Origin of the sequence: Flavobacterium branchiicola, from assembly GCF_018383905.1 — a bacterium.
In the GTDB taxonomy this organism is placed as follows: Bacteria; Bacteroidota; Bacteroidia; order Flavobacteriales; family Flavobacteriaceae; genus Flavobacterium; species Flavobacterium branchiicola.
In genome coordinates this window covers 528479-552751 of the sequence record NZ_JAGYWA010000003.1, presented here as the reverse complement: position 1 = coordinate 552751, position 24273 = coordinate 528479, and the positions used below count along the sequence as shown (strand labels likewise).

Genomic DNA, 24273 nt, shown 5'->3' with positions numbered 1-24273 from the left:
GAAACTTGTTTCTTCTATTCTCTTTTTCGACACAAAAAACTATGTTTCTATGTGTTTAAAAATATACCTAGAGTATTAAATTTTGTTTAATCTTACATATCTGATATAACCTTTACCTTCCGTTTTATCAGCAAGTCCGGCAGTTGTCAACGGAATTTCTAAATCACTTACATAATATTTCTGATCTTCAACAGCCGATTCAAATCGTAGTTTGTATCCTTTATTAATTTTAGAATCGTCAATTTCGATTGTCGTTATGCTGCGATCTCCGCCAGTAACAGAAGCTCCAGTTTTTGCACTGATATCAGCAGGTTTCTGAGTTTGAAATTTATTCCACTCTTTTAATGATTTGTACCATTTTTTATCATCGCCCATTACATAAAGTGTTTTCTCATATTCTCCCTGTGGATTAATCAAAGAAACTACGATATAAGCGCCTTCGCCCATATAATTTGCCATTTGAAGCATGCATTTATATTTGTTCGCCTGTGCGTTTGACTGAAAAGAGATTAGGCAGATAAGAGTAGCTGTAAGCGCAATTTTAAGTATAGATTTCATTTATTTTTGTTTTATTATCATCTTGAAAGTTTAATTTTCAAGATTGGAATTTGGAATTTAAAGTTTGGAATTTAAAAGATATTATTTTAAAAATTCGATTGATACATTTTGTTTTGTCAAAGACTCATTTTCTTTTGCAAGCGCATAAGCACTTTCGTCAAATTCTGTAGTAATGTCTTTTTTAGCACCAATTGAAAGCAAGTATTTCAAAACAGAATCGTCTTTTGCGACCATTGCCGCTTTGTGAAGCGCCGTGATTCCGTCTTTGTTTTTAGCATTCACATCAATGTTTAGCGGAGCCAATTTTTTCAATAAAGAAAGTTCGTTTTTAGCAGCAGCATAATGATATAATGTACTTCCGTCTTTTTGAGGAGCGGCAAGATTTAAACCTTTTTCCTGAAGTAATTTTGCTTTAGCATCAAAAGTATCTTGTTTTGGATCTGGTCTGTAAGACTGAACTAAGTAGAAACCTAAGTTATTGCCATCTTTATCCGTAACATTTACATCGGCACCTTTTCCTAAAAGAAGCGCAATAGCATCGGGAGTTCCTGATTTTACAGCCATTGTTAAAGCCGATTCACCTTTTGCATTTTTTAAATTGATGTTTTTTGCAACAGGCAATAATAATTCTAAAGCTCCATTTTCTCTTGCACCGGCAGCAATCATAAAAGGAGTATTTCCGTCATTATTTACTTTATTAGCATCAACACCTTTTGCAAGGAAATAGGCGATAATTTCTTTCTGATTTGGTTTTCCAGCCAATAAAAGAAGTACATTTTCTCCAGATTTTCCAGTTACGGTTGGTTTCAGTTTTAGTTCTTCAACTAAAAATTTATAAGCGTCAAGAGAAGTTGTTTCTCTACGATTTCCCTGAGTGGCAATTAAAAGTGCATTATCAGTATATTTTACTTTTCTTTCTAACAGTTTTTTCAAAAGCGCAATGTTCCCGGTTCTGGCAGCATAATTAAAAGCCGTGTTACCATTGTTATCAACGTCTTTTAGCGATAAACCTTTTGTAGTTAAAAAATCAGCCAGTTTTAATTCTTTATCAGATGCGATTCCTAAAAGAAGAAGATTTTCTCCGTCTTTATATTTTTTCTTAGGATCAATTCCTGCTTTAAAGAAAGCCTCAAAAAGAGCCGGATCAGATTGTCCGCTGGTTGCAGCAAAAACAAGTGGAGTAGTACCGTGACTGTCTTCAAGATTAATATCGGAACCTTTTTCAATTAAATACTGAACCAATTCTGTATTGCCCTTGTAAGCAGCCCAGTGCAAATAAATACGATTATCGTGAGTAGATTTATTTACCGGATTACCTGGTTGGTCCAATAAGAATTTTATGGTAGCCAATGGCGCATCATTATTGATTGCAAGAGTAGTAACATCAAAAGCATTTGCATTTGCTTCTGCGGGATTATTTCCTTTAGTAATTTCGGCTTTGACAGCGTTTACATCCGGAGCTGTTTTCCAGAAAGATTGCTCTAATAATGCGTTTTTTTGTTGAGCACTAACAAATAAAGTGGCAGCCAGTGCGAAAGAAAGAAAAATATTCTTTTTCATATTTCGGGTTTTACAATTTTTAAGACAATTAGATTTCCTTTAAAATAGGGTAATTAAATCTTCTTTTTAGAATTCTATTTAGAATAAATAAAAATAACGCAAATGTAAATATTAAAAAGAGTAAATCAACCTGTTTCGCCTAGAAATTTTTCTAATTAAGCGTATTTTAATGTTATTTTAATGTTGAGAAGGAAAATAATAAAAAGGAAAAACCCCAATACTTTTTTTCTAAAAAGTATTGGGGTTTTTGTTTAAATTTTAGATTTCAGCCGACTTAAAGTTTCTTGCGAAATATTAATATACGAAGCCACTATTTTATTCGGAAGCCTTTTTACAATGGCAGGATTTATTTTTAGAAGCTGATTGTATCTTTCCAGAGCATCCATCGTAGTAAAAGACAGTAAACGATTGGCATTGTTTACATAGGCTTTTTCGAGATAATTACTGTAAAATTCCCTCCATTGCGGAATAATTTTCATTAGATAATTAAAATCTTCATGCGAGATAGTTAGTAATTCAGATTTTTCGATAACCTGAATATTTTCCGCTGCCGGCATTTTTGTTATAAAACTTACTAATGCCGTAGCAAATTGATTTTCAAAAGCAATATATCGGGTTACATCTTTTCCTTCTTCATTAATAAAAAATATGCGCAGACAGCCTTTTCCAACAAAAAAAGTCTGTTGGCTTGTTTGTCCCTGAACAAGTAAAAGGTCATTTTTACTTTTCTTTAAAGGTTTAAAATAAGAAAGAATCGTGCTTAAATCCTCGCTCGAAACTTCGATGTTTTTTTTGATGTAATTTCCAAGTTGTTCGTATATCATCTTTATTTATAATCTCTTACGAATTTTCGGTAATAGATAATATCTTCAATAGATAAAACTTTTAAATGGTGTTGCTGTGCAAAGCTAATAATTTTGTCCAGTTTTGCCATGCTGCCGTCTTCGTTCATCAATTCGCAAAGTACGGCTTCCGGTTGTAGTTTGGCTAATTTCATCAGGTCTACACTTGCTTCTGTATGACCATTTCGTTCCAGAACACCATTGTCGCTGGCGCGAAGAGGAAAAATATGTCCGGGGCGTGCGAGATCTCCCGGTTTTGCATTTGATGCAATCGCAGTTTTTATAGTTGTAATTCTGTCTTGCGCAGAAACGCCCGTTGTTACACCATTTCTAGCTTCAATTGTAATTGTAAAAGGCGTCTGAAAACTGCTTGTATTTTCTTTAACCATATAAGGAAGTTCAAGTTGATTTGCTTTTTCATTAGTGAGACACAAACAGACAATTCCACTGCATTCGCGAATTATTAAAGCCATATCGGGAACATTTATATGTTGTGCAGAAAATATAAGATCACCTTCGTTTTCACGATTTTCATCATCGGTTACTATAATCCCTTTTCCGTTTTTAAGATGTTCCAAAGCATTTTCGACACGCTCTCGGCTTGAGATTCCAAATTCTGTTAACGGACTTAATTCTGTAGCTATCATTTTAGTATATTTTTTGAATTGTTGTAAACTGGTTTAAAAGACAAATCTAGAATTGTTTCAAGTAGAAAAGTTTGATGTAAGTCAATAAATAGGATCTCTTTTGTGTTAGATAAACAAAATTTTAATGAATAAATTCCCTTTTAACTTTTTTAGTGAAATTTTAATTTAGTTCTCATTAAATATTAATTTAGTGCCCATATCCAGGTCTAATAAAAGTTAGACAACCAAAAACAATCTCGAAAATGGAAAATATTACCGTAATTATCATGTTACTGTTTGGAGTTGCTTTTTTAAGCTTAATAAGTAAACGGTACAATTTTCCTGTTCCTATAGTTCTGGTACTTTGCGGGGTTATAATAAGTATAGTTCCTGGACTCCCAATTGTTACCTTAAACCCCGATGTGGTTTTTATTATCTTTTTACCGCCTTTATTGTATCATGCGGCATGGTATACAAGTTGGTCAGAGTTTAAACATACCATTCGCCCGATTACGCTTGCGGCAGTTGGTTTGGTTTTATTTACGACTATTTCGGTTGCGGTTGCAGCACATTGGTTAATTGAAGATATTTCCTGGCCGTTAGCCTTTTTGCTTGGCGCCATTGTTTCGCCTCCAGATGCTGTTTCGGCAACTTCTATTACCAAAGGACTTGGTTTACATCCGCGTTTGATTGCGATTCTTGAAGGCGAAAGTCTGCTAAATGACGCCAGTGGACTTGTGGCTTACAAATACGCACTTACTGCAATTGTTGCCGGAAATTTTGTGCTTTGGCAGGCAGGATTAAATTTCTTTATCATGTCTACTTTAGGAATTGCAGTAGGTCTGGGAGTGGGTTATGTAATGAGTTTTATTCATAAAAGATTTGTTTGCGATGATGTTATCGAAGCAACTTTGACTCTTTTAACGCCTTTCGCCTCTTATTTAATTGCAGAACATTTTGAATGTTCCGGAGTACTTGCCGTAGTAACTACAGGACTTTTTCTATCGGCACGTTCCGGTACTATTTTTACGCACGAAAGCCGAATCATGACGGGAACTATCTGGAGTATTCTGACCAGTATTTTAAACGGTTTAATTTTTATATTAATTGGTTTACAGCTTCGCCACATTATAACCGGAATTAGTAATTATTCCGGGACTTCTTTATTTATTTGGGGAGCGACAATAAGTATTGTGGTCGTTTTGGTGCGTTTTTTATGGATTGTTCCGGCAACTTTACTGCCAAGATTTTTAAGTAAAAGAATACGCGAGAAAGAAGAATTTGATTATAGAAACATGATCATTTTTGGCTGGTCGGGAATGCGTGGTGTGGTTTCTATGGCTGCTGCTTTGGCTTTGCCTTTAATGTTGAATGAAAAAGAAGAATTTCCGCTGCGAAACCTGATTATCTATTTGGTTTTTTGTGTGATACTTTCAACATTGGTAATTCAGGGATTAACACTTCCGTGGCTTATTCGAAAATTAAAATTACAGCCTTATTCGATTTTAGCTGAGGAATATACAATCAGAAATGTAATCGTCTCTGAAACGATTGCTCATATCGAAGATAATTTCTCGTTACTCAATGACGAATTGCTTCATAATATTAAAAGTAAATATGAAGTAAAATTTAACCGTTTGCAGAAAACAGAACTTCCCGCGAATTTCTTCGGAAATGGAAAAGTAATGGGAGGGGAGATTTTTAACGACTTTACCAAAGTACAAATTGATTTGCTGAATGTAGAAAGAGCCAAACTGGAAATCATGCACAAGAAAGGCGAAGTCAATGAAGAAATCTTCCGCAAAATCGAAAAAGAACTTGATCTTGAAGAAACCCGCCTTTGGATGGAAATGTATGAGGAGTAGTTTTTTTTTGAGGTTCTAAGGTACTAAGATTCTAAGGGACTAAGCACCTCAGAACCTTAGCGTCTTAGTCCCTCAGTCCCTTAGCAGCTAAAAAAAACTAATTTTTCAAAGCAAAAGAAGTTTTCTCAATTGAGGAAAGTACCAATGCAGCGGCAAAACTGGTAAAAACAGAATAATCTAAAGGTGCTTTTATAGAAATTGCGATTGTCATAGAAACTGCAAAAAGGAGCATTAATCCTGCTGTTCCTAAAGCTGCATATCGGGTTTTAAATCCGATGATTAAAAGCAGACCAAACGCAATTTCGAAAAAAGTAGCAGTCGCACCCAAAACCCCGGCTAATGCTTTACCGGCATAAGAATTCAGGGTTTGCGTATAAGCAATAAAGTTTTCCCAGTTTCCCCAGGCTACACCCGGCGCTCCTGGCGCACCCCAAAATCCAAAACGATCGGCAACAGCAGAAAGCATGGTGATTCCTAAAAAGAGTCTTAATATAAAACCGGTATTCTGTAACGAGATATTTTTCATTTGTGTTGATTTTTATGTAAAAGTAAAAAGATGTTGGGTAACTTTGTGTACCAATTTTTATAAAAACTACAGCCCAGATGTTGCCATACAAATCATTAATTCAAATTGATCGCAAATCTTCCGTTACGCTTTATATTCAGGTTTGCAATACTTTTATCACGCTTATTACAAACGGAACGCTGAAACCATCAGATATTTTGCCTAGTTCCCGCGTGTTAGCAGAACTTATCGGAATTAACAGAAATACGGTAAAATTGGCTTATGAAGAACTAATAAGTCAGGGTTGGGCTGAATCTATCGGGAGAAAAGGGATTTTTGTACTTTCGAAATTGCCTGTCATTTCAACCCTGAAATTGCCGGAAGCGAATCAAAATAAGGATGAAAAAGGTTTTATCTGGCAGAATAAGTTCAAAAATGAAATCTCAAATAAAATTATTCAAAAAGCGTCAATAACTATTGATGATGGTTTTCCCGATGTTCGCTTAGCTCCAATAGATCTGCTAATGCGGGAATACAGAAGTTTATCCCGAAAATTCTATGGCAAAAATTTCCTGAAATACGGAAGTACAATGGGATCTGAAAATCTTCGAATTGCTATTTGTCATTACCTTTCGAATACCCGCGGTTTGGTGGTTTCTCCAGAAAATATCATTATTACAAAAGGAAGTCAGATGGGAATTTATCTCGCATCACAATTAATTTTGAATCCAGATGATGCTATTGCAGTTGGAGTTTCCAGTTTTACCACAGCCGATGAAACTTTCAAATATTCGGGTGCCAATTTAGAACGAATTCCGGTTGATGATAACGGAATGGACACGGATTATCTGGAAGAAGTTTTGCAACATAAAAAGTTAAAAGCTGTTTATATTATTCCGCATCATCATTGTCCCACAGGCGTTACGATGAGTATGGAGCGCCGCTTAAAACTATTGAATCTGGCCAAAGAATATCGTTTTGCGATTATTGAAGACGATTATGATTTTGATTTTCATTACGACAATAAACCTTATTTGCCATTGGCAAGTATTGATCACAATCAGAATGTGATTTATATTGGATCAATTTCAAAAACTTTTGCGCCCGCATTACGAATTGGTTTCATGATTGGACCACCTGCTTTTATTGAAGCCGCAGCATCTTTAAGAAAAATGATTGACAGACAGGGTGATACTCTTTTGGAAGAAGCTTTTGCCGTAATGTTTGAAAATGGAGAAATGGAACGTCATTTTAGAAAATCTTTAAAGATTTACAAACAACGCAGAAATCACTTTTGTGCAATTCTTCAATCGGATTTTAAAAATCAGATAGAATTTAAAACTCCGGAAGGCGGACTGGCAGTTTGGGCAAATTTTGAGCAAAGTATTAATATCGAAAAAATGTCTGATGCTGCTTTAAAAAATGGACTTTCGATTAGTAACGGGAAATTTTACAAGAATGAATTTTTTCAGTCAAATGGGATAAGAATGGGTTTTGCCTCTTTAAATGAAAATGAAATGGAGAACGCGTTTACTATTCTAAAAAACACCTTAGAATAATTCCGTTGGGCTAGTATTGATTTTTAAATTGGGTTATTTCAGTTTTGGCTTACTCCCTTAATTTTGAATAAAAAACAAAATTATGGAGGCTACTTATCAAATCAAAAAAATTGAAACCGAATTAGAAATTGAACAATGCTGGGACGTTGCTTTTGTTTTAAGACCGCATTTGGATAAAACAAAATGGAAGCCCACTATTACCGAAATGATGAAAAATGAAAAATATAGCATCGCCGGAATAGTAGATCAAAATAAAATTGTTGCCTTTGCAGGTTATCGAATTATGACTTCGCTGCACAGCGGTAACATTATTTACATTGATGATCTTTGTACTCTGGAAGATTATCGCGGAAAAGGTTTTGCGACAGAATTATTAAAACACGTCGAAGAAATTGCCATAGCGCTCAACAAAGATTATGTTGTTTTAGATACCGCTTTTACCAACAATACAGCACAAAAAGTATATCTTAAAAATGGATTTGTCTTGACAGCAGTTCATTTATCTAATAAGTTGAAAAAATGATTTTTTTCAGAGGTTCAAAGGGGCAAAGCCTTTGTCCCTCAAATGTCTAATAATTAAAAAAAATGATTTTTGAGGTTCAAAAGTCCAAAGAGTCAAAGCCTCTGTCGCTCTGAACCTTTGCCCCTTTGTCCCTCAAACAAACCCCTTTTCTTTGTCAATAAAAGCCCATTCTGCCATTGCCTGAATAACGGGCATTAAACCGGTTCCTGCCGGACTTAAACGATAGGTTACAAACGGAGGAACAACTGGTTTTGCTTCTCTGATAATAAGATTATCGGCCTCAAGTTGTTTAAGATGCTGAATAAGCATTTTCTCGCTTACTGCCGGAATCGCTCTTTTAAGTTCGCTATAACGCTGACTTCCGCCAGAAAGATGATATAGAATAATAGGTTTCCAATAGCCGCCTATTTTTTCCATTACATACGTTACGGGGCATTTTTCTAAAGCGTATTGTTTATTTTCCTGAATTGTCGAAGATTCTTTGATTGCTGTCATTGTGCATACTTTAGGGTAAGTACTTGTGTAAAAGTAAGTACAAATATACCTTTGTTTCAGATAATAAAAAAACATACCGTTATGAAAATTACAATATCAGGTTCTTTAGGAAACATAGGAAAACCATTAGTTAAAAAACTTATCGCTTCAGGAAATGAAGTGACCGTTATCAGCAGCAGTTCTGATCGATCTTCTGAAATCGAACAATTAGGCGCAAAACCGGCAATTGGATCGGTTAACGATGTTGCTTTTTTGAAGAATGCTTTTGACGGAGCTGACGCAATTTTTGCTATGACACCGCCAAATATGGGAGGTAATAATATTATTTCTAATACGGTTGCGGCGGGTCACGCTTTCGCGGAAGCGATAAAAGACGCTCAAATTAAACGAGTTGTAATGTTAAGCAGTATTGGTGCCGATTTGCCAAAAGGAACGGGGCCAATTGCGGGACTTCATGAGATTGAAAAAATATATGAGACATTAGAAAATTCAGCTGTAACCTTTTTGCGTGCCGGATTTTTCTTTACCAATTTCTATAATGATGTTCCGATGATTAACGGAGCTGGAATTATGGGGGCAAATTATCCTGCGTTAGCGGTGATTCCGTATGTACATCCCGAAGATATTGCAAGCGCTGTGGCCGAAGAATTACAAAAAATGGGATCGGGTAAAAATGTTCGTTACATTGTAAGTGATGTTCGCACTCCTGGTGATGCAGCAAAAATTTTGGGTACTGCAATTGGTAAACCGGAATTACCATGGATTGAATTTACGGATGAACAATCTTTAAACGGAATGGCTCAGGCTGGATTACCGGAAGAGATGGCAGGTTTATATACCGAAATGGGAACTGGACTGCGAAGTGGTGCAATTGCCGAAGATTTTCTAAAAAATAAAACAGCAGTTGATGGAAAAATTAAACTAGAAGATTTTGCAAAAGAATTTGCGTTGAAATTCTAAAGCTTTTCATTAAAAAAAAAGAGTTCATTTAAAAATGGACTCTTTTTTTTGCATTTATATTCCATAAAATAATGATTTACAGATGATTTGTTTTGTATCAATTTTTTATTTTAGAGGAAAGTTCCATCATGTTTTTACTGATGACATTTTTATCTGAAATTGTTTTGGCCAAGCCAAGAGCCGTTTCAAAATGCTGATAGGCTTTTTTATTGTCAATATCCGTGTATAAATTTCCGAGTAAAGAAAAGTAAAAATGATTATCAGTTAATTGTAGTTTCTCCGCTTCAACTATGGCTTCTTTTTTACTGGTTGCTTTAGACAAAGCATAAGTTCGGTTCAAGGCAACAATGGGCGAATATTCCAGAATAATAAGATTATTGTACAATTCGAGAATATGCTTCCATTTTTCAATAGTATCTTTTTTCTGCGTGTGCCAAAAGGCGATTCCGGCTTCAATATGATATTTTGAAAGTGTATTTCCCTGCGAAGATTTACTTAGAAAATAGGCGCCGCGATCAATTAATTCCTGGTTCCAAAGAGCTTCATCCTGATCCTCATAAAGTATAATTTCACCATTTTCGGATGTTCTGGCTTCAAAACGGGAAGAGTGAAAACACATTAATGCCATTAAAGCATTTACAGTGGGTAAGTTGGTTGTTTCATTCTGAATCAGTAAATAAGTCAGACGCATCGCTTCGGCACAAAGATCTTTGCGTAAAGTTGTATTTTGCGAAGTCGAATAATAACCTTCAGAATAGAGTAGGTAAATCGTTTTTAAAACCGTGTCGATTCGGTCTTTTATTTGAGAAATACTTGGGTTTTGAATCGGAATATTTTCTTCCTTAAGTTTTTCTTTAGCGCGGTTTATTCGCTTGTAAATAACTTCTTTATTGGATAAAAAAGCATCTGCAATTTCACTTATTCCAAAACCACATAATAAATTCAGCGCCAATGCAATCTGAGCTTCATTAGAATTACAAGGATTGCAAACCGTAAAGATCATGGCAAGCTGACTATCGGCGATATTTTGTTCGGATAAATCAATGTCGATTTCCGGATTGTTTAACGGAGCGTTGTATTTTATTTCGGTAACAATTTTCTTTTCAAAAACATCATTTCGTTTAAAATAGTTCTTGGTTTTATTTTTGGCCACCGTATACAACCATGCAGTCGGATTCTCAGGAATTCCTTTTATCGCCCAGGTTTCGGAAGCAGCTAAAAACGTATCACTAACAATATCTTCGGCAATTTCAATATGATGAATGCCAAACAAACCACAAAGAACCGAAACGATCTTTTGGTATTCTGTTCGAAATAAATTAGGGATAAGTTCTTGTTCCATAGCTGGGAGTTATAAATTATGAATTATAAGTTATGAGTTACAAATGGAGTATTATAGTTAAAAGTACTCGGCAAATTATTTAACTCATAACTTATAATTTATAACCCATAATTATTTAGACCGCCATACGTATTTCTACATTTCCGCCGAAATTTAAAACCGGACAATCTTGTGCAATTGCGGCAGCTTCATCATAATCTTTGGCTTTAATGACAATTAATCCGCCAATAGATTCTTTAATTTCAACAAAAGGGCCATCGGTAATTCCTTTATTAGAAGTTACCAGTTTTCCTTGTCCGTCCCAGCGTTGTAAGGGTCTTGCCAGTTTATCCTGTGCCGCCAGACCTCCAAACCAGTTTTGCCATTGTTGTAAATGTTGCTGATATTCTTCGGGAGAAGGTTGTAGTTCTTTTGTAGAAAAATCTCTTCTGAAAATTAATATGAATTCATTCATTTTGTTGCGTTTTTATATGATTTTTAAAAAAGAGAAGCTGTTTTAATAAAGTCATAAATGTACTATTTTTCTATTAAAACAGCTCATTTATTTATCCGAACTGACCTACTCTGTAAGTACCCGGAGTATTGGCAAAAGCAATGTTAATGCGGTTCCATATATTGATTGTACCAATGGCAAGCGTTAAATCAATTAACTCTTCTTCAGAGAATTCTGCTCTTGCAATTTCGTAAATTTCATCAGGAACATCACAAGCATTTACTGCTTCTGCATAAGCAAGCGCAACTCTTTCACGTTTTGTGTAATATGGAGTTTCTTTCCAGGCACTTAATCCAAATAAACGTTGTGTAGTTTCTCCGTGCGCAATCGCTTCTTTTGAGTGCATGTCTAAACAATACGCACAGCTATTAATTTGTGATATTCTAAAATCTACCAACTCCAAAAGAGATGTTTCAAGTGTTGATTTTTTCAAATATCCAGTAATACCAAATAAAGTTGAGATTGCTTTTTGACCTTTTTCGAATACATTAATTCTAGTTTCCATTTTGTATAATTTTAAGTGTTTATACTCTAATGACAACTGAACTTTTGGAATTGGACAAAATTTTGAAAAAAAAGACAAAAAAAATTAAATCCCCAGTATTTGCTGGTTTAATTGAAGGTGTTCCAGCTTTTTACCTACTAAGGTTTTTTCGCCGACAGGCTTAAATCCAAGTTTTAAATACAGTTTTTTGGCATTCGGATTTTCTTCTTCTACAAGCAAGCCTAAAGTCTGATTGTTTTTATGTACAAATTCATCAATTAAAAAGCGAAGTATTTTTGATCCGATTCCTTTTCCCTGATGTTTCGGATTTACACCAAGAGAATCAATATAGAATTCTCCGCTTTGAGTTTCTTCTTCAGGATTAAAATCAGGATTAAAATGAGTTTTCACATAATCAATTACTGGTTGACGCAATTCAATTAAAGACGCACCATTATATAAATTAACTACACCAAGAATTTCATTCTCTTCTTCGGCCACATAACAATTCTGATAAGAATACTGATTGTTTTCTTTTTCGATGAAATACTGCAGAAAATCTTTCGCGGAAGCGTACTCTTTTTTGGCTATAAAATTATAAATGATATCTTCCATTGCCAGTAATAAAATAGGAGCAATTTGTGCGGAGTCGGAGTGGAGTGCTTTTCTGATGATCATTTTGTAGTACTTTTTGTTTAGCAAATTTACTTATAAATATTTTTTTTGCAGAGATTTAAAAAGAGTAAAGCTAATTTTTAACACATAGGCCTCTGAAGCGTGAAACAAAAAAATAGATGAAGAATTTGTACTGATATAGTATAAAATTATACCACTTATAAGATTCTGACCCTGCTTATCTTTGTAGTATACTTTTAATTTAAAATTGAAAAAAGATGAAAGCAATAGGATTTAAAACATCATTAAGCATAGAAGAAAAAGAGAGTTTTATCGCATTTGAAACTCCAAAACCAATTCCCGGAGCGCACGATTTATTAGTAAAGATTGACGCAATTTCTGTTAATCCGGTTGATTTTAAAATTCGCCAAAGTGCAGCAAAAGATACTGTTCTTGAAACGCCAAAAATTATCGGCTGGGACGTTGTTGGAATTGTGCAGGCTGTAGGAGAAAAAGTTACTTTGTTTGAAGTTGGTGATCCGGTTTATTATGCCGGAGATATTACCAAACAAGGTAGTAATGCCGAATATCAGATTATTGATGAAAGAATTGTGGGGAGAAAACCAAAATCGTTAAGTAATGAAGAATCAGCCGTTATTCCTTTAACTGCCTTAACCGCCTGGGAAATTTTGTTTGACAGAATTCGTATTAATCCCGAAAAAGATAAAGGAAAGTCGATTCTGATTATTGGGGGCGCAGGTGGAGTTGGATCAATAGCAATTCAGTTGGCCAAAAAAGTGGCTGGTTTAACTGTAATTGCTACTGCATCACGTCCTGAAACCATAGAATGGTGCAAGAATCAGGGAGCAGATTTTGTAGTAGATCACAAAGATTTAGTTGCATCCGTTCGAGAAGCAGGATTTGAGTATGTTGATTTTATTCTCGATTTTGTAGATACTAATGCCTATTGGGATATTATGGCAGAATTAATCAAACCACAGGGACATATTGCTTCTATTACCGGAAGCAGCGAACCGGTTACGTTAAATAAACTGAAAAGTAAAAGTGTTTCTTTTTCGTGGGAATTGATGTATACACGTTCAATGTTTCAGACAGAAGATCAAATCGAACAACATTATATTTTGAATAAAGTGGCCGATTTATTAGATGAAAAAGTTTTAAAAACTACTTTAAATATAACACTCAATGGACTTACGGCTGATAATTTGAAACAAGCACATCAGCTTTTAGAATCTGGGAAAACGATTGGGAAAATTGCGATAAAATTTTAAACGACTGGTTGTAAAGACATTCCGTTTAATTATCTGGAATTATTTTAAGCAATTTGTTTTTTTGAAACAAAATGTTGTATTTTAGTTTTCTTACAAAGTAGAATTGTAAGTAAATTTTAAAACCAAAACATAATTGTTATGATTTCAAAAAACACAGATTTAGGATTATTAGTATTGCGTATCAGCACTGGAGGTCTAATGCTTTTTCATGGTATTGCTAAAATCCTGCACGGAATTTCTTTTCTTGTAGATACTATGGGCGCATTTGGATATGCGGTTTATATTGGTGAATTTTTAGCACCATTGGCTATTTTACTAGGATTCCGTACCAGAATTGCTTCCGTTTTTTTAGCAATAACTTGTATTGTTGCTGTTGCAGTGGCACATTCGGCAGATATTTTTTCTATTAGTGAGCACGGTGGATATGCAAACGAATTACTGATGCTTTATCTTTTTGGTTCAATAGCATTATTTTTTACCGGAGCCGGGAAATTTGCCGTTTCTAAAAACAATCAGTGGGATTAACTAAAAGTTAGTTATAAATAAAAAAAGCGAGACCGTTTCTCTAAAAGAGGATAGTCTCGCTTTCTCAATTAAAATCAGAAATCAAATTAACCATGAGCAGCAACAGAAACGTCATTCCATTGTTCCCAGGTTGTTAGTTTTTGTTCGTAGTTTTGTTTTACAAAAGGTAATGCCACTCTTCCTAAAAGTAAACGTAAAGGAGGATTTTCAGTTTCAACAAGTTTTACAACAGCGGGAGCTGTAGCTTCTACTTTTCCGAAATCACTTTCTGCTTCAGAGAATGCTTTTTTAAGACCATCATAAGCCGGATTACTTTCGCTGCTTATTCCGGTATGCCAAATGTTTGACGCAAAACCGTTTGGTTCTAATAAAGTTACATGGATTCCGAATTGTTTTACTTCCGTTGCCAGCGTTTCACTTAAACCTTCCAAAGCAAATTTTGAAGCATTATAAAGTCCCATTGTTGGTAAAGTTGCTAAACCTAAAATCGATGAAACCTGAATAATGTGTCCGCTTTTTTGATTTCTCATAATAGGTAAAACCGCCTGAGTTAACCATAAAGTTCCAAAGAAATTGGTTTCAAATTGCTCTCTTGCTTCTTTTTCGTTTGCTTCTTCAATAGCGCCTGTTAGTGCATAACCCGCATTGTTGATTAAAATGTCTATTGAACCAAAGTGTTTTTGTACTTTTTGTACCGTTGCAAATGAATCTTCACGATTGTTTACATCTAGTTGTAAAGGCAAAATTGCGTCTCCGTATTTTGCTTTTAAATCGTTTAAAGTTTCGATATTTCTTGCTGTTGCAGCTACCTGATATCCTTTTGCTAAAAATGCTTCTGTCCAGGCTTTTCCAAAACCTTTAGATGCTCCTGTAATTAAAATTGTTTTTGACATGTTGTTTGTAATTAAATTATTTTTAATGCTTTATATTTTAGTTTTATATGACCGAACGGTCATTTTTATAGTAAAAAAAATTAGAGACTGTTTTGGTCTATTATCGTTTTAAGGGCTTTGGTGATCACTTTCATATTATTATTAGAACCCGACATTCTTGACATTAAATGTCCGCCTTCCATCATGGCAAACGATACAGTTGCAAATTCCTCAGCATTCCATTCCGGATTAAATTCACCATTAGCAATTCCTTTCGATATAATACCGACTAATAATTGCTGTGTAATTTTGATTCCGCTGTTTACTTTTTCCTTTACTACCGGATTGGTATCATCAGCTTCTGTTCCGAAATTTAACAAAGGACAACCTCCAGTAACAGGCGGATTTAACGGATTATTAAAAAAGTCGATATAAGCAAATAAGGCTTCTTTTGCTGTTTTGGTTTTACTCAAAACAGCCTGAAGTTTAGTACTCAGCGTTTTCATATTATGATCAACGGCAGCACAGGCAAGAACTTCCTTATTTTCAAAGTGCACATACATGCTTCCTTTAGATAATTTGGTGGCTTCCATAATATCGCTCATAGCCGTTGCAGCAATCCCTTTTGTATTAAAAATGGGAGCGGCTTTCTCTATGATAAATTGTCTGGTTTCTTCGCCTTTTGACATGATCGTTTTTATTTAACGGTACAAATATATGACCGATTGGTCAGTAAAACAAATTTTTTATGATTTTTTTAATGATCAGAGAGAATTATATCTTTTTTAGGTTTATTAGATTTGTTCATAACCAGCAGTAACAGAGGCAGTGTTATAGCGAAAAACAAGCCAACCAGAAAGAAAGCATCACGATAACTTAATAAGGAAGATTGTTTGGTAATAATGTTTTCCATTAGTTTTAGAGCTTTTGATCTTGCTTCATTATAGGCAAAACCTCTGCTTTGAAAATAACTGATATAAGCATTAATCCTGTTCATTGCTTTTGCATTATCTAAAGTTATATTAGAAACCAAAACATTTCGATGTTCTGCAAACCGATGAACAATGTATGTATTGATGATCGATACGCCAAAAGAACCTCCTAATTGTCGCATCATATTATTGAGTGCCGCACCCTGGCCAACATCTTTATCGTCAAGTGAAGAAACGGCAAGCATCGTTAACGGAACCGTTAATAAAGCCAAACCTAATGCTCTAAATATAAGAGCGCTTGCTACTTCAAAGGCACTGGTATCCAGAGATATTTCAGACATTCGCCAATTAAAATAAATGAATAAAAGAAAACCGGAAGCAATTATAATAACGGGTGAAACGCCTTTTTGTAATAAGGTACCACAGGTTTTTAAAGCAACCAACGCCAATATTGCACCGGGAAGAAGTAATAATCCCGTTTGATATGGAGAAAAATTAAGAAGTCGTTGCGCCACGACCGGACTAATATAAATAGAAATAAACATCCCGAATCCGGTTACAAAGGTCAAAATGGCGGCGATACTCAAAGACTTGCTTTTAAGCACCCGAAGATTAACTACAGGTTTATCTATTTTTAATTCCCAGTAAATAAAGGTAAGTAATGCGATAGCGGCAATAACACTTAATACGATAATATAACGTGTTTCGAACCAATCTTCGACTTCGCCTCTTTCTAAAACCGTTTGTAAGGCACCAACTCCAATTGCTAATAAAGCAATTCCTGTCCAGTCTACTTTTGAAATTTCTGGTTTTACTGGCGGTTCTTTTAAGAGGAAGAAACACGAAATGGCAACCAGAATCCCGATCGGAATATTGATTAAGAAAATCCATGGCCAGTCATAGTTTTCGGTGATGTATCCGCCCAATGTTGGACCAATAGTTGGACCAATAAAAATTCCGGCTCCAAATAATGCGCCTGCTGTTGATTGTTTGTCTTTTGGAAAAAGTTCAAATACAACTACCTGAGAGATTGATAATAATGCGCCACCGCCAATTCCCTGAAAGAATCTAAAAAAGACCAGCATCCAGATATTCGAGGAATGTCCGCACATAAAAGAACAGCAGGTAAATAAAATAACAGATCCAATATAATAATTTCTGCGTCCGAGGCTGGCGCTCAGGAAACTGGTAATCGGAATGATAATTACATTCGCGATAGCATAAGCTGTAATCACCCAGGAAGTATCTTCTAAGGTTGCACCGAGATTTCCGCTCATGTGCGAAAGTGCAACATTGACGATAGAAATATCAATAAGTTCCATAATCGCAGCAAGGATCACGGTAAAAATTAAGAGTTTGCGTTGTAAAGGTGTCATAATAATATTTTATACCGATTGGTATATTTTTAGAGATGAAAAAAGGCTTTAATTAAAGCACTTTTTTTACCACATTGGTTTTAAAAAGATTAGAATAAGCTCTGGCAATCAATCGGGTTTCTGCTTCATTCCAGATTTCGCATTGTGCATTTACAAATTGTTTTCCCTTTTTGATAATGGCTGTTTTGGCAATAATTGTATCGCCAACGTGCGCAGGTGCAAAATAGTCGATGTTAAGATTGATGGTCGTGTAAAAATGTTCTTCGTCTAATGAGAAAAGCGTAGCACCAATACAATCGTCGGCAATTGCAGCTGTAACGCCTCCATGCAGGGATTTTATTGGGTTTGACATTTCTTCCCGTACTACATATTTAAATGTAACAGTTCCGGGCTCAGCAACTAAAACAATAGGTTTCATCCATAACATAAATGGAGAAGGGGATGCTGTAAATTCTTTGTTTAAGTGATCCTGAAGCACTTGTAATCTTGTTTTCATTTTTAATTCGTTTTTAATTAATAGCCTTTCGACTCACTTTTTATTATTTATTATAAAATACCCGTTGGTTGAAATTATTTTTTTAACGCATAGAAACAATAGATTTTAGTTTTAAGTAAAAAAAGGTTAAAGAAAAAACTAGTTTTCACACATAGCTATGTTTATTTAAAAAAGTGAAACGCCTTTTGTAGACAAGAAAAACTATGTCTCTATGTGTTAAAATTAAATTTTGTTACATTTTACCCAACTGGTTATAAAATACCAATTGGTATGTTTTGTTAGATAAAAAAACAATTTTTGCATTGTTACTTTATTCTAAATCTTCTACAATTTTTTGAACCGAAACCATGACGTTCGACAAGTCATTTAAATTTCCGGTTAATTTGCTAATCATAACTGCGCCTTCAATTAAGGCGATTATGGTTAAGGCCGTTCTTTCGGTATTAATAGCTTTGGCTCTAAATTCTCCGTTTAAAATTCCTTGTTCGATAAAGAATACTATTTTTTCCTTCCAATAAATAAGGGTTCTCTCAGCGTATTTTTTAAGGACAGGATGCGTGTCGTCAGCTTCTGTTGCGGTATTTAGAATTGGGCAGCCGCCTTTTGTAACCTTTAAATGCGAATAATCAGAATAAAGTTTCGGATAAACCAGTAATTTATCTTTAAAAGTAGTTTGCTTGTCAATTTCCTGCGAAAAAGCATCTTGTAGTTTTTTGACATTAAATCGAAATGCCGCAATGGCTACTTCATCTTTATTTTCGAAATTACCATAAATACTACCTTTTGTTAATCCGGTACTATCTGTAATATCACTCATAGAAGTACCGCTATAACCTTTCATATTAAAGATTGGAGCCGTTTTTTCTATGATAAATTGTTTCGTTCTTTCAGCCTTACCCATGATTAATCTGATTTAAGACTGCAAATATATACCAATCGGTATTATTTGTTGTTATTTTTTCGAATTATTTTTAAATGAAGCGATTATGAGTCTTAAAGTTTCTCATTTTTATTTTTGATATGGTTGCGATGTGAGATACCCCATTTGATCATTTCAGCGATTATTGGGCCAAAAGACTGGCAATATGGAGTTGATTGATAAAGAATAGGAACGATTGCATCGCGATCTTCGGTTCTTTGGACCAGATTATTCAGTTCCATGTCTTTTAATTCCTTAGACAACATTCGGGACGTAATACCAGGGATACTTTCCTTAATATCTTTAAATCGGTTATTTCCGTTACAAATGGAATTAATGATCGGCAGTTTCCATTTTCCGCCCAAAACATACAAAGTATCCTGAAGCGCCTGAAATTCTTCTTTCTGGTTTCTTTCTGTTGGGATTGTTTTTTCTACCATATAAGTGATGTAAGGAATTTTAGTTTTAAGAATTATAAAAAATCTATATCAAGCAAGAAGAGAACTTTGTTTCTTAGTGCTTTCGTGGCAAAACTCTTCTAACAAAAATATTAAAAAGAAACCAAACCTACGACAGTTATTTGTTGCCAAAAAAATCATAAATAGTGTTTTAAATTTTTATTTATGTATTTAACTACGTAGTTTTGTTGTGTAAAATTTTAGAACCATGAAACCAGTTATTATTCCCATAGAAAACAAATACGAAAATGTCGTAGCCGATTTAATAATCAACATTCAGCAAAAAGAATTTAATGTTCCGATTACTTTAGCAGATCAGCCGGATTTATTCAACATACAGAATTTTTATCACGCAGGCGGTGGCGGATTCTGGGGTGCTTTTATAGACGACGAATTAGTTGGTACAATCGCTTTGGTTAAATTTGATACTCATGCCGCAGCCATAAGAAAGATGTTTGTAAAGAAAGAATTCCGCGGAAAAGAATTTGCAATCGCTCAGCAATTATTAGAGACTTTAATTGAATATTGCCGTACAAACGAAATCAATGATTTATATTTGGGAACGGTATCGTATTTAAATGCAGCTTTGCGTTTCTATGAAAAAAATGGATTTGTAGAAATTCAGAAAGACGCACTTCCGGGTAAATTTCCGTTAATGCATCCGGATAATACGTTCCGTCATTTAAACTTAAAGAAATAAGAAATGAATATTATAGACGAATCAGGTATTTTGGCCATTTCAACGCGATTACAACGCCTTAGCGAGCAATTGCGAAAAGATGGTGCGTTGTTTTATAAATCATACGGAATTGAATTTGAACCCAAATGGTTTCCTGTAATTTATACGCTGTATCATAAAGATACTTTGAGTGTAGTCGAAATTGCCAATGAAATAGGGTATACGCACCCATCGACTATAAGTTTGCTTAAAGAACTGGAAAAACAAAAACTGATTCGCTCTAAAAAAGATAAAATTGACGAACGTAAAAGATTACTTCAGCTTACTGCAAAAGGGCAGGAGCTTATCGAACAAATGAAACCGGTTTGGGATGTAATGAAAACGGTACTTACCGAAATCACCGATAATCAGAATAATTTGCTTCGCGCGATTGAAGAAGCAGAAAACAAAATCATGCATCAGAGTTTTCTGCAAAGAGCGCTTCAGTTGAAAGATGGAGCAAATTAATTATTTGTTGTAAAAATAAAATGTGAGAAGCAAAATGTACAATTGATACATTTTACTTCTCACATTTTACATTTAATTTAAAATGAAATTATTTCGTCACTTTTTTAAATCGCATCATTGGAACGTTGTTGGTAATTAAATTCAATTTTCCGTCTTTGTCAATAGAGTACGAATCGATTTTTTTGATTGTTGATGTAAAAACCTGCTCTCCGCCACCTTCACAGTACATCATAGTTGTTGGGCCTTGTTCGCCAAAAGTCAACGATTGTCCTTTTAAAGTATAAGTAGCAGTATATCCGTTACAACCCGCATTTCCGAAAACCTGTCCCGCTCCCTGATCAAATTTGATATACGGTTTTTTATCCGGAAATAAACCTTCAAAAGCAATACGCGGACCTGTAATATATTCCAATTCCCAGGTTGTATTGTAGATATCAGCAGTTTTTGTAGTGTCTTTCATCGTGTTACAAGAATTAAAAGATAGCGCTAAAACAGCAACGAATAATAGTACGAAGTTTTTCATAAAGTAAGATTTTAGAACATAAATTTAAAGATTTTTAATTGATTTTGCAGTAGAAAATGTATTAAAATTAACCTGTTCCGTAAAATTATAATGTTTTCGTAAAGTAAAAAACAATTGTTTCCATGTTTTGATGAAGCTACACAATCCCGTCCCGAAGCGTCGGGATCGGGAAACGCAGAGTTCGCTAAGGCATTTTAATTCTGAGACGAATCATAGTTTATATTAAGTTCGCAAAGTTATATCTAAATAAAGCTTTGCGGCCTTTTTTCATTTTAATGATTCTCAAAAAAAGCTTCGCGTGCTTTGCGCAAAATCTTTATGTTGGCTGCGGTAAAATTTATATAAGATTTACCCGTTGGGTGCAATTAAAATAGTATAAATTTTGACGCGGATTAGACAGATTCGTTATCACGAAAACGCGGACAAAAACGGATTTGTATAAAGAATTTAAAAAAAATCCGTTTTTGTCCGCTTTTTTACGAAGTAAATCCGTTTTATCCGCGTGCTATTTTATTCAAAGGAGCATTTTTAAATGTAATTTCACCCAACGGGTTAAGATTTTTATTTTCTACCTTCCTTATTTTATAAGCTAAAATGTGTTTTTGTGTATCTTTATAAAATAAAGTTATAAGAATGACCATTCAGCAATTAAAATATATTGTCGCTTTAGACGAAGAACGTCACTTTGCGCGCGCAGCCGAAGTTTGTATGGTAACGCAACCCGGATTAACGATTCAGCTTAAAAATCTCGAAGAAGAAATCGGAATCAAGATTTTTGATCGTAATAAAGTTCCGCTTACTCCTACAGTTCTTGGAATCGAGATAATCAACAAAGCCAAAAAGATTCTTCGTGAAGTAGATGAAATCAGAACTTTTGTGGTCAACGAAAAGAATCTTTTGGAAGGAGAGCTGAAACTTGGTATCATTTCGACATTATCACCTTATCTGATTCCGTTGTTTATTAATGCGATGAAAGAAACGGCTCCAAAAGTGCATTTTATAATAAAGGAAGCCAATACCGGACAATTGATGAAAGATCTGGAAACCGGAGCGCTTGATGTCGTTATTATGGCAACACCAACCGGAAACCCGAATTTAATTGAACATCCCATTTTTAAAGAACCGTTTGTAGCCTATTTAAATCAGACACATCCGCTGGCAAATGAAACTTTTTACGAAATGCAACCCGGAGATAAAACAGAGTTATTATTGCTGCATCATGAATTTTGCTACAACGCGCAACTTTTGGATATCTGCGGATTAAAATCATCCGATAAAATAAAAGAACAATTTACCTACGATATCAGTTCAATAGAAACTTTAAAAAATCTGGTTCGAGCCCATTTAGGATTTGCGATTATTCCGCAGCTTTCTATTTTAAACGACGCACCATCCGGACTTTTTAAACCTTTTAAAGAACCCATGCCGGTAAGAGAAATTAGTTTGGTGGTTTCAGATTCGTTTTCAAAGAAATTATTACTCGAAAAAATGAACGAAGCCATCTGGAATTGCCTTCCCGAATCACTCAAAAAAGATTTTGCGTACAGAAAAATACGCTGGAACGATTCGCCTTATTTTATTAAGGAAGTGAGTAAGTTTATGTAAAGGTTTAAATTCCAATGTTAAAAATTCCAAATTCCAATTGCTGCAAGAGGTTGGAATTTGGATAAACTACCTTTATTATCAAAAGTATATTTCCTCAATATTGTCATTTCGACGAAGGAGAAATCGCAAGCGGGATTCCGCAATGTATGTCGCCAATCTTTGTAGAGTTTCTCGTGGAGATTCTTCGTTCCTCAGAATGACACAATCCTTTATTATCAAAGAATGTTAGCACAAAATTGTCATTCTGAGGAACGAAGAATCTTCGCAAGTAACTTCGAATAGAATATCGCCAATCTTTGTAGAGTTTCTAGTGCGATTCCTCGTTCCTCGGAATGACACACTCCTTTATTATCAACGAGTATTTACGCAAAATTGTCATTTCGACGAAGGAGAAATCTTCGCAAGTAACTCCGGATAGAATGTCGCCAATCTTTGTAGAGTTTCTAGTGCGATTCCTCGTCCCTCGGAATGACAAAACTGATGTAATTTTTTGTTTTCCTAAGTGATCCCGATCCCGACGCTTCGGGACGGGAGAAGGACACACAAGAAACTCCACAAAGATTGTCGCCAATCCATGCAGAGTTTCTATTTAAATTTTTCATTCTTCAAAGTGCCAACATTGAGAAATATTGGAATTTGGAATTTTAAATTTGGAATTTATTTTTTCAAAACAGATGCTTCAATAATCACATTCGCCACTTTTTCAGGCTGAGAAATAAACACTACGTGACTTCCTTTTATTTCTGTAATTTTTGTGTTAGAACGTTTGTACATTGCGCGTTCAATTTCCGGTGCAATACTTTTATCTTCAGTTGCTACAATTCCGTAAGAAGGTTTAGTTCTCCAAGCCGCTTTTGTAATTGGTGTTCCAAAGCCTTTAGCGTAAAAAGTACCTTGCGAAGCATACATAAAATCAGCATCTTCTTTGCTTAAATCTCCTGCAAAACCAGCGTGGAATTTCGCTTTATCATAATAGGCGATACCTTTATCATCCGGAGCCAAAACACCATTTTCAGGAGCAGGAGGCGCAGTTTGAAGCCATTGCACAGAATTTTCGCCATTATCAGGTTGTAAAGCTGCAACATAAACCAAAGCAGCTACTTTTGGGTGATTTCCAGCCTCAGTAATTACAGTTCCGCCCCATGAATGTCCAACCAAAATTGTTGGTCCGTCTTGTTTGTCTAAAGCTAAATTTGTTGCTCTAACATCATCTTCCAAAGAGCTCAGCGGATTCTGAACAATCGTTACATTATAGCCTTTTTTAGTTAAAACCTGATACAAACCTTTCCATCCCGAACCGTCGGCAAATGCACCGTGTACCAATACGACATTTTTAATTTGTGGAGTTGCTTTTTGAGCGTTTGCATTTACTGATGTAAATAATAGAGCAAGAATTATTGCTGCGAATGCGAAATAGTTTTTAAATATTGTTTTCATGTGTAAAAAATTTTAGATTTTAGATTGTTGATTTTAGATTGAATAGAAATTCCTTTTTTTTGCAATCTTGTCATTTCGACCGAAGGGAGAAATCTTCGCAAGTAGCTCTACAAAGATTGATGACATTCTTTGAGGAGTTTCTATCGTGTCCTTCGACTTCGCTCAGGAGGACAAAACTTTGTGTCAAATTGGAATTTGGAATTTCAGTATTGGAATTTAATTTAT

The 24273-nt window shown here is 34.9% G+C and carries 27 protein-coding genes; 9 read left to right on the top strand and 18 right to left on the bottom strand.

Annotation, left to right across the window (positions count from 1 at the left end):
• Positions 1-75: 75 nt before the first annotated feature.
• The 4 genes from KHA98_RS09270 to ribB form a co-directional block, all read right to left on the bottom strand.
• Positions 76-558 (bottom strand): DUF2271 domain-containing protein, encoded by a 483-nt coding sequence (locus KHA98_RS09270; protein WP_213257493.1) that lies wholly within the window; start codon positions 556-558, stop codon positions 76-78.
• Positions 559-639: 81 nt separating this feature from the next.
• A complete protein-coding gene (locus KHA98_RS09265; RefSeq protein WP_213257491.1) occupies positions 640-2118 on the bottom strand; it encodes an ankyrin repeat domain-containing protein in 1479 nt (492 codons plus the stop codon).
• Between the two features lie 251 nt (positions 2119-2369).
• Positions 2370-2942 carry a Crp/Fnr family transcriptional regulator gene (locus tag KHA98_RS09260; protein ID WP_213257489.1) on the bottom strand — a complete coding sequence of 191 codons (573 nt, stop codon included), beginning with the start codon at positions 2940-2942 and terminating at the stop codon, positions 2370-2372.
• A gap of 2 nt (positions 2943-2944) precedes the next feature.
• Complete coding sequence (gene ribB / locus KHA98_RS09255) at positions 2945-3607, bottom strand: 3,4-dihydroxy-2-butanone-4-phosphate synthase (RefSeq protein WP_213257487.1); 663 nt, start codon at positions 3605-3607, stop codon at positions 2945-2947.
• 242 nt (positions 3608-3849) lie between these two features.
• On the opposite strand from ribB, the gene KHA98_RS09250 reads away from it, so the two are divergent.
• Positions 3850-5451, top strand: coding sequence for a Na+/H+ antiporter (locus KHA98_RS09250; protein ID WP_213257485.1), 1602 nt, complete (start codon positions 3850-3852; stop codon positions 5449-5451).
• A 97-nt stretch (positions 5452-5548) separates the two neighbouring features.
• Here the strand turns inward: KHA98_RS09250 and KHA98_RS09245 are convergent, their stop codons facing one another.
• Positions 5549-5977 carry a DoxX family membrane protein gene (locus tag KHA98_RS09245; RefSeq protein ID WP_213257483.1) on the bottom strand — a complete coding sequence of 143 codons (429 nt, stop codon included), beginning with the start codon at positions 5975-5977 and terminating at the stop codon, positions 5549-5551.
• A gap of 77 nt (positions 5978-6054) precedes the next feature.
• Between KHA98_RS09245 and pdxR the strand changes: the two genes are divergently transcribed.
• Entirely contained in the window at positions 6055-7515 is a 1461-nt protein-coding gene (gene pdxR, locus KHA98_RS09240; protein ID WP_213257481.1) for a MocR-like pyridoxine biosynthesis transcription factor PdxR, read from the top strand.
• An 82-nt stretch (positions 7516-7597) separates the two neighbouring features.
• The gene (locus KHA98_RS09235) at positions 7598-8038 is read left to right on the top strand and encodes a GNAT family N-acetyltransferase (RefSeq protein WP_213257479.1); all 441 of its coding nucleotides are present in this window, start codon (positions 7598-7600) and stop codon (positions 8036-8038) included.
• A gap of 132 nt (positions 8039-8170) precedes the next feature.
• On the opposite strand, the gene KHA98_RS09230 is transcribed toward KHA98_RS09235, so the two are convergent.
• A complete protein-coding gene (locus KHA98_RS09230; RefSeq protein WP_317192571.1) occupies positions 8171-8533 on the bottom strand; it encodes a winged helix-turn-helix transcriptional regulator in 363 nt (120 codons plus the stop codon).
• 81 nt (positions 8534-8614) lie between these two features.
• Between KHA98_RS09230 and KHA98_RS09225 the strand changes: the two genes are divergently transcribed.
• Entirely contained in the window at positions 8615-9493 is an 879-nt protein-coding gene (locus KHA98_RS09225) for an NmrA family NAD(P)-binding protein (protein WP_213257477.1), read from the top strand.
• 97 nt (positions 9494-9590) lie between these two features.
• On the opposite strand, the gene KHA98_RS09220 is transcribed toward KHA98_RS09225, so the two are convergent.
• From KHA98_RS09220 to KHA98_RS09205, 4 genes are all read right to left on the bottom strand, one after another.
• Complete coding sequence (locus KHA98_RS09220) at positions 9591-10835, bottom strand: RNA polymerase sigma factor (RefSeq protein ID WP_213257475.1); 1245 nt, start codon at positions 10833-10835, stop codon at positions 9591-9593.
• A gap of 115 nt (positions 10836-10950) precedes the next feature.
• A complete protein-coding gene (locus KHA98_RS09215) occupies positions 10951-11289 on the bottom strand; it encodes a YciI family protein (protein ID WP_213257473.1) in 339 nt (112 codons plus the stop codon).
• A 91-nt stretch (positions 11290-11380) separates the two neighbouring features.
• Positions 11381-11833 carry a carboxymuconolactone decarboxylase family protein gene (locus tag KHA98_RS09210; protein WP_213257466.1) on the bottom strand — a complete coding sequence of 151 codons (453 nt, stop codon included), beginning with the start codon at positions 11831-11833 and terminating at the stop codon, positions 11381-11383.
• A gap of 84 nt (positions 11834-11917) precedes the next feature.
• Complete coding sequence (locus tag KHA98_RS09205; RefSeq protein WP_213257464.1) at positions 11918-12490, bottom strand: GNAT family N-acetyltransferase; 573 nt, start codon at positions 12488-12490, stop codon at positions 11918-11920.
• A 215-nt stretch (positions 12491-12705) separates the two neighbouring features.
• Between KHA98_RS09205 and KHA98_RS09200 the strand changes: the two genes are divergently transcribed.
• Both KHA98_RS09200 and KHA98_RS09195 read left to right on the top strand, forming a co-directional pair.
• Complete coding sequence (locus tag KHA98_RS09200) at positions 12706-13719, top strand: zinc-binding alcohol dehydrogenase family protein (RefSeq protein WP_213257462.1); 1014 nt, start codon at positions 12706-12708, stop codon at positions 13717-13719.
• 138 nt (positions 13720-13857) lie between these two features.
• Positions 13858-14244: a DoxX family protein gene (locus KHA98_RS09195; protein WP_213257461.1), complete on the top strand. Its 387-nt coding sequence runs from the start codon at positions 13858-13860 to the stop codon at positions 14242-14244.
• 86 nt (positions 14245-14330) lie between these two features.
• On the opposite strand, the gene KHA98_RS09190 is transcribed toward KHA98_RS09195, so the two are convergent.
• From KHA98_RS09190 to KHA98_RS09165, 6 genes are all read right to left on the bottom strand, one after another.
• Positions 14331-15137, bottom strand: coding sequence for an SDR family NAD(P)-dependent oxidoreductase (locus KHA98_RS09190; protein ID WP_213257459.1), 807 nt, complete (start codon positions 15135-15137; stop codon positions 14331-14333).
• Positions 15138-15217: 80 nt separating this feature from the next.
• The gene (locus KHA98_RS09185) at positions 15218-15805 is read right to left on the bottom strand and encodes a TetR/AcrR family transcriptional regulator (RefSeq protein WP_213257457.1); all 588 of its coding nucleotides are present in this window, start codon (positions 15803-15805) and stop codon (positions 15218-15220) included.
• A 68-nt stretch (positions 15806-15873) separates the two neighbouring features.
• Positions 15874-17424, bottom strand: coding sequence for a DHA2 family efflux MFS transporter permease subunit (locus tag KHA98_RS09180; RefSeq protein WP_213257454.1), 1551 nt, complete (start codon positions 17422-17424; stop codon positions 15874-15876).
• A 52-nt stretch (positions 17425-17476) separates the two neighbouring features.
• Positions 17477-17920 carry a PaaI family thioesterase gene (locus KHA98_RS09175; RefSeq protein WP_246522248.1) on the bottom strand — a complete coding sequence of 148 codons (444 nt, stop codon included), beginning with the start codon at positions 17918-17920 and terminating at the stop codon, positions 17477-17479.
• Between the two features lie 310 nt (positions 17921-18230).
• On the bottom strand, positions 18231-18821 hold the full coding sequence (locus tag KHA98_RS09170; RefSeq protein ID WP_213257452.1) for a TetR/AcrR family transcriptional regulator: 591 nt from the start codon (positions 18819-18821) through the stop codon (positions 18231-18233).
• Positions 18822-18913: 92 nt separating this feature from the next.
• On the bottom strand, positions 18914-19279 hold the full coding sequence (locus KHA98_RS09165) for a winged helix-turn-helix transcriptional regulator (protein WP_213257450.1): 366 nt from the start codon (positions 19277-19279) through the stop codon (positions 18914-18916).
• 226 nt (positions 19280-19505) lie between these two features.
• On the opposite strand from KHA98_RS09165, the gene KHA98_RS09160 reads away from it, so the two are divergent.
• Together KHA98_RS09160 and KHA98_RS09155 are read left to right on the top strand one after the other, a co-directional pair.
• The gene (locus tag KHA98_RS09160; RefSeq protein ID WP_213257448.1) at positions 19506-19997 is read left to right on the top strand and encodes a GNAT family N-acetyltransferase; all 492 of its coding nucleotides are present in this window, start codon (positions 19506-19508) and stop codon (positions 19995-19997) included.
• A 3-nt stretch (positions 19998-20000) separates the two neighbouring features.
• On the top strand, positions 20001-20483 hold the full coding sequence (locus KHA98_RS09155) for a MarR family winged helix-turn-helix transcriptional regulator (protein ID WP_213257446.1): 483 nt from the start codon (positions 20001-20003) through the stop codon (positions 20481-20483).
• Between the two features lie 88 nt (positions 20484-20571).
• On the opposite strand, the gene KHA98_RS09150 is transcribed toward KHA98_RS09155, so the two are convergent.
• The gene (locus tag KHA98_RS09150) at positions 20572-21006 is read right to left on the bottom strand and encodes an META domain-containing protein (protein WP_213257444.1); all 435 of its coding nucleotides are present in this window, start codon (positions 21004-21006) and stop codon (positions 20572-20574) included.
• A 633-nt stretch (positions 21007-21639) separates the two neighbouring features.
• Between KHA98_RS09150 and KHA98_RS09145 the strand changes: the two genes are divergently transcribed.
• Positions 21640-22611, top strand: coding sequence for a hydrogen peroxide-inducible genes activator (locus KHA98_RS09145; protein WP_213257442.1), 972 nt, complete (start codon positions 21640-21642; stop codon positions 22609-22611).
• Between the two features lie 657 nt (positions 22612-23268).
• On the opposite strand, the gene KHA98_RS09140 is transcribed toward KHA98_RS09145, so the two are convergent.
• Entirely contained in the window at positions 23269-24048 is a 780-nt protein-coding gene (locus tag KHA98_RS09140; RefSeq protein WP_213257440.1) for an alpha/beta hydrolase, read from the bottom strand.
• Between the last annotated feature and the right edge of the window lie 225 nt (positions 24049-24273).

Coding starts and splice junctions, on each gene's coding strand:
- KHA98_RS09270 (WP_213257493.1), bottom strand. CDS start 558: ATGAAATCTATACTTAAAATTGCGCTTACAGCTACTCTTATCTGCCTA.
- KHA98_RS09265 (WP_213257491.1), bottom strand. CDS start 2,118: ATGAAAAAGAATATTTTTCTTTCTTTCGCACTGGCTGCCACTTTATTT.
- KHA98_RS09260 (WP_213257489.1), bottom strand. CDS start 2,942: ATGATATACGAACAACTTGGAAATTACATCAAAAAAAACATCGAAGTT.
- ribB (WP_213257487.1), bottom strand. CDS start 3,607: ATGATAGCTACAGAATTAAGTCCGTTAACAGAATTTGGAATCTCAAGC.
- KHA98_RS09250 (WP_213257485.1), top strand. CDS start 3,850: ATGGAAAATATTACCGTAATTATCATGTTACTGTTTGGAGTTGCTTTT.
- KHA98_RS09245 (WP_213257483.1), bottom strand. CDS start 5,977: ATGAAAAATATCTCGTTACAGAATACCGGTTTTATATTAAGACTCTTT.
- pdxR (WP_213257481.1), top strand. CDS start 6,055: ATGTTGCCATACAAATCATTAATTCAAATTGATCGCAAATCTTCCGTT.
- KHA98_RS09235 (WP_213257479.1), top strand. CDS start 7,598: ATGGAGGCTACTTATCAAATCAAAAAAATTGAAACCGAATTAGAAATT.
- KHA98_RS09230 (WP_317192571.1), bottom strand. CDS start 8,533: ATGACAGCAATCAAAGAATCTTCGACAATTCAGGAAAATAAACAATAC.
- KHA98_RS09225 (WP_213257477.1), top strand. CDS start 8,615: ATGAAAATTACAATATCAGGTTCTTTAGGAAACATAGGAAAACCATTA.
- KHA98_RS09220 (WP_213257475.1), bottom strand. CDS start 10,835: ATGGAACAAGAACTTATCCCTAATTTATTTCGAACAGAATACCAAAAG.
- KHA98_RS09215 (WP_213257473.1), bottom strand. CDS start 11,289: ATGAATGAATTCATATTAATTTTCAGAAGAGATTTTTCTACAAAAGAA.
- KHA98_RS09210 (WP_213257466.1), bottom strand. CDS start 11,833: ATGGAAACTAGAATTAATGTATTCGAAAAAGGTCAAAAAGCAATCTCA.
- KHA98_RS09205 (WP_213257464.1), bottom strand. CDS start 12,490: ATGATCATCAGAAAAGCACTCCACTCCGACTCCGCACAAATTGCTCCT.
- KHA98_RS09200 (WP_213257462.1), top strand. CDS start 12,706: ATGAAAGCAATAGGATTTAAAACATCATTAAGCATAGAAGAAAAAGAG.
- KHA98_RS09195 (WP_213257461.1), top strand. CDS start 13,858: ATGATTTCAAAAAACACAGATTTAGGATTATTAGTATTGCGTATCAGC.
- KHA98_RS09190 (WP_213257459.1), bottom strand. CDS start 15,137: ATGTCAAAAACAATTTTAATTACAGGAGCATCTAAAGGTTTTGGAAAA.
- KHA98_RS09185 (WP_213257457.1), bottom strand. CDS start 15,805: ATGTCAAAAGGCGAAGAAACCAGACAATTTATCATAGAGAAAGCCGCT.
- KHA98_RS09180 (WP_213257454.1), bottom strand. CDS start 17,424: ATGACACCTTTACAACGCAAACTCTTAATTTTTACCGTGATCCTTGCT.
- KHA98_RS09175 (WP_246522248.1), bottom strand. CDS start 17,920: ATGAAAACAAGATTACAAGTGCTTCAGGATCACTTAAACAAAGAATTT.
- KHA98_RS09170 (WP_213257452.1), bottom strand. CDS start 18,821: ATGGGTAAGGCTGAAAGAACGAAACAATTTATCATAGAAAAAACGGCT.
- KHA98_RS09165 (WP_213257450.1), bottom strand. CDS start 19,279: ATGGTAGAAAAAACAATCCCAACAGAAAGAAACCAGAAAGAAGAATTT.
- KHA98_RS09160 (WP_213257448.1), top strand. CDS start 19,506: ATGAAACCAGTTATTATTCCCATAGAAAACAAATACGAAAATGTCGTA.
- KHA98_RS09155 (WP_213257446.1), top strand. CDS start 20,001: ATGAATATTATAGACGAATCAGGTATTTTGGCCATTTCAACGCGATTA.
- KHA98_RS09150 (WP_213257444.1), bottom strand. CDS start 21,006: ATGAAAAACTTCGTACTATTATTCGTTGCTGTTTTAGCGCTATCTTTT.
- KHA98_RS09145 (WP_213257442.1), top strand. CDS start 21,640: ATGACCATTCAGCAATTAAAATATATTGTCGCTTTAGACGAAGAACGT.
- KHA98_RS09140 (WP_213257440.1), bottom strand. CDS start 24,048: ATGAAAACAATATTTAAAAACTATTTCGCATTCGCAGCAATAATTCTT.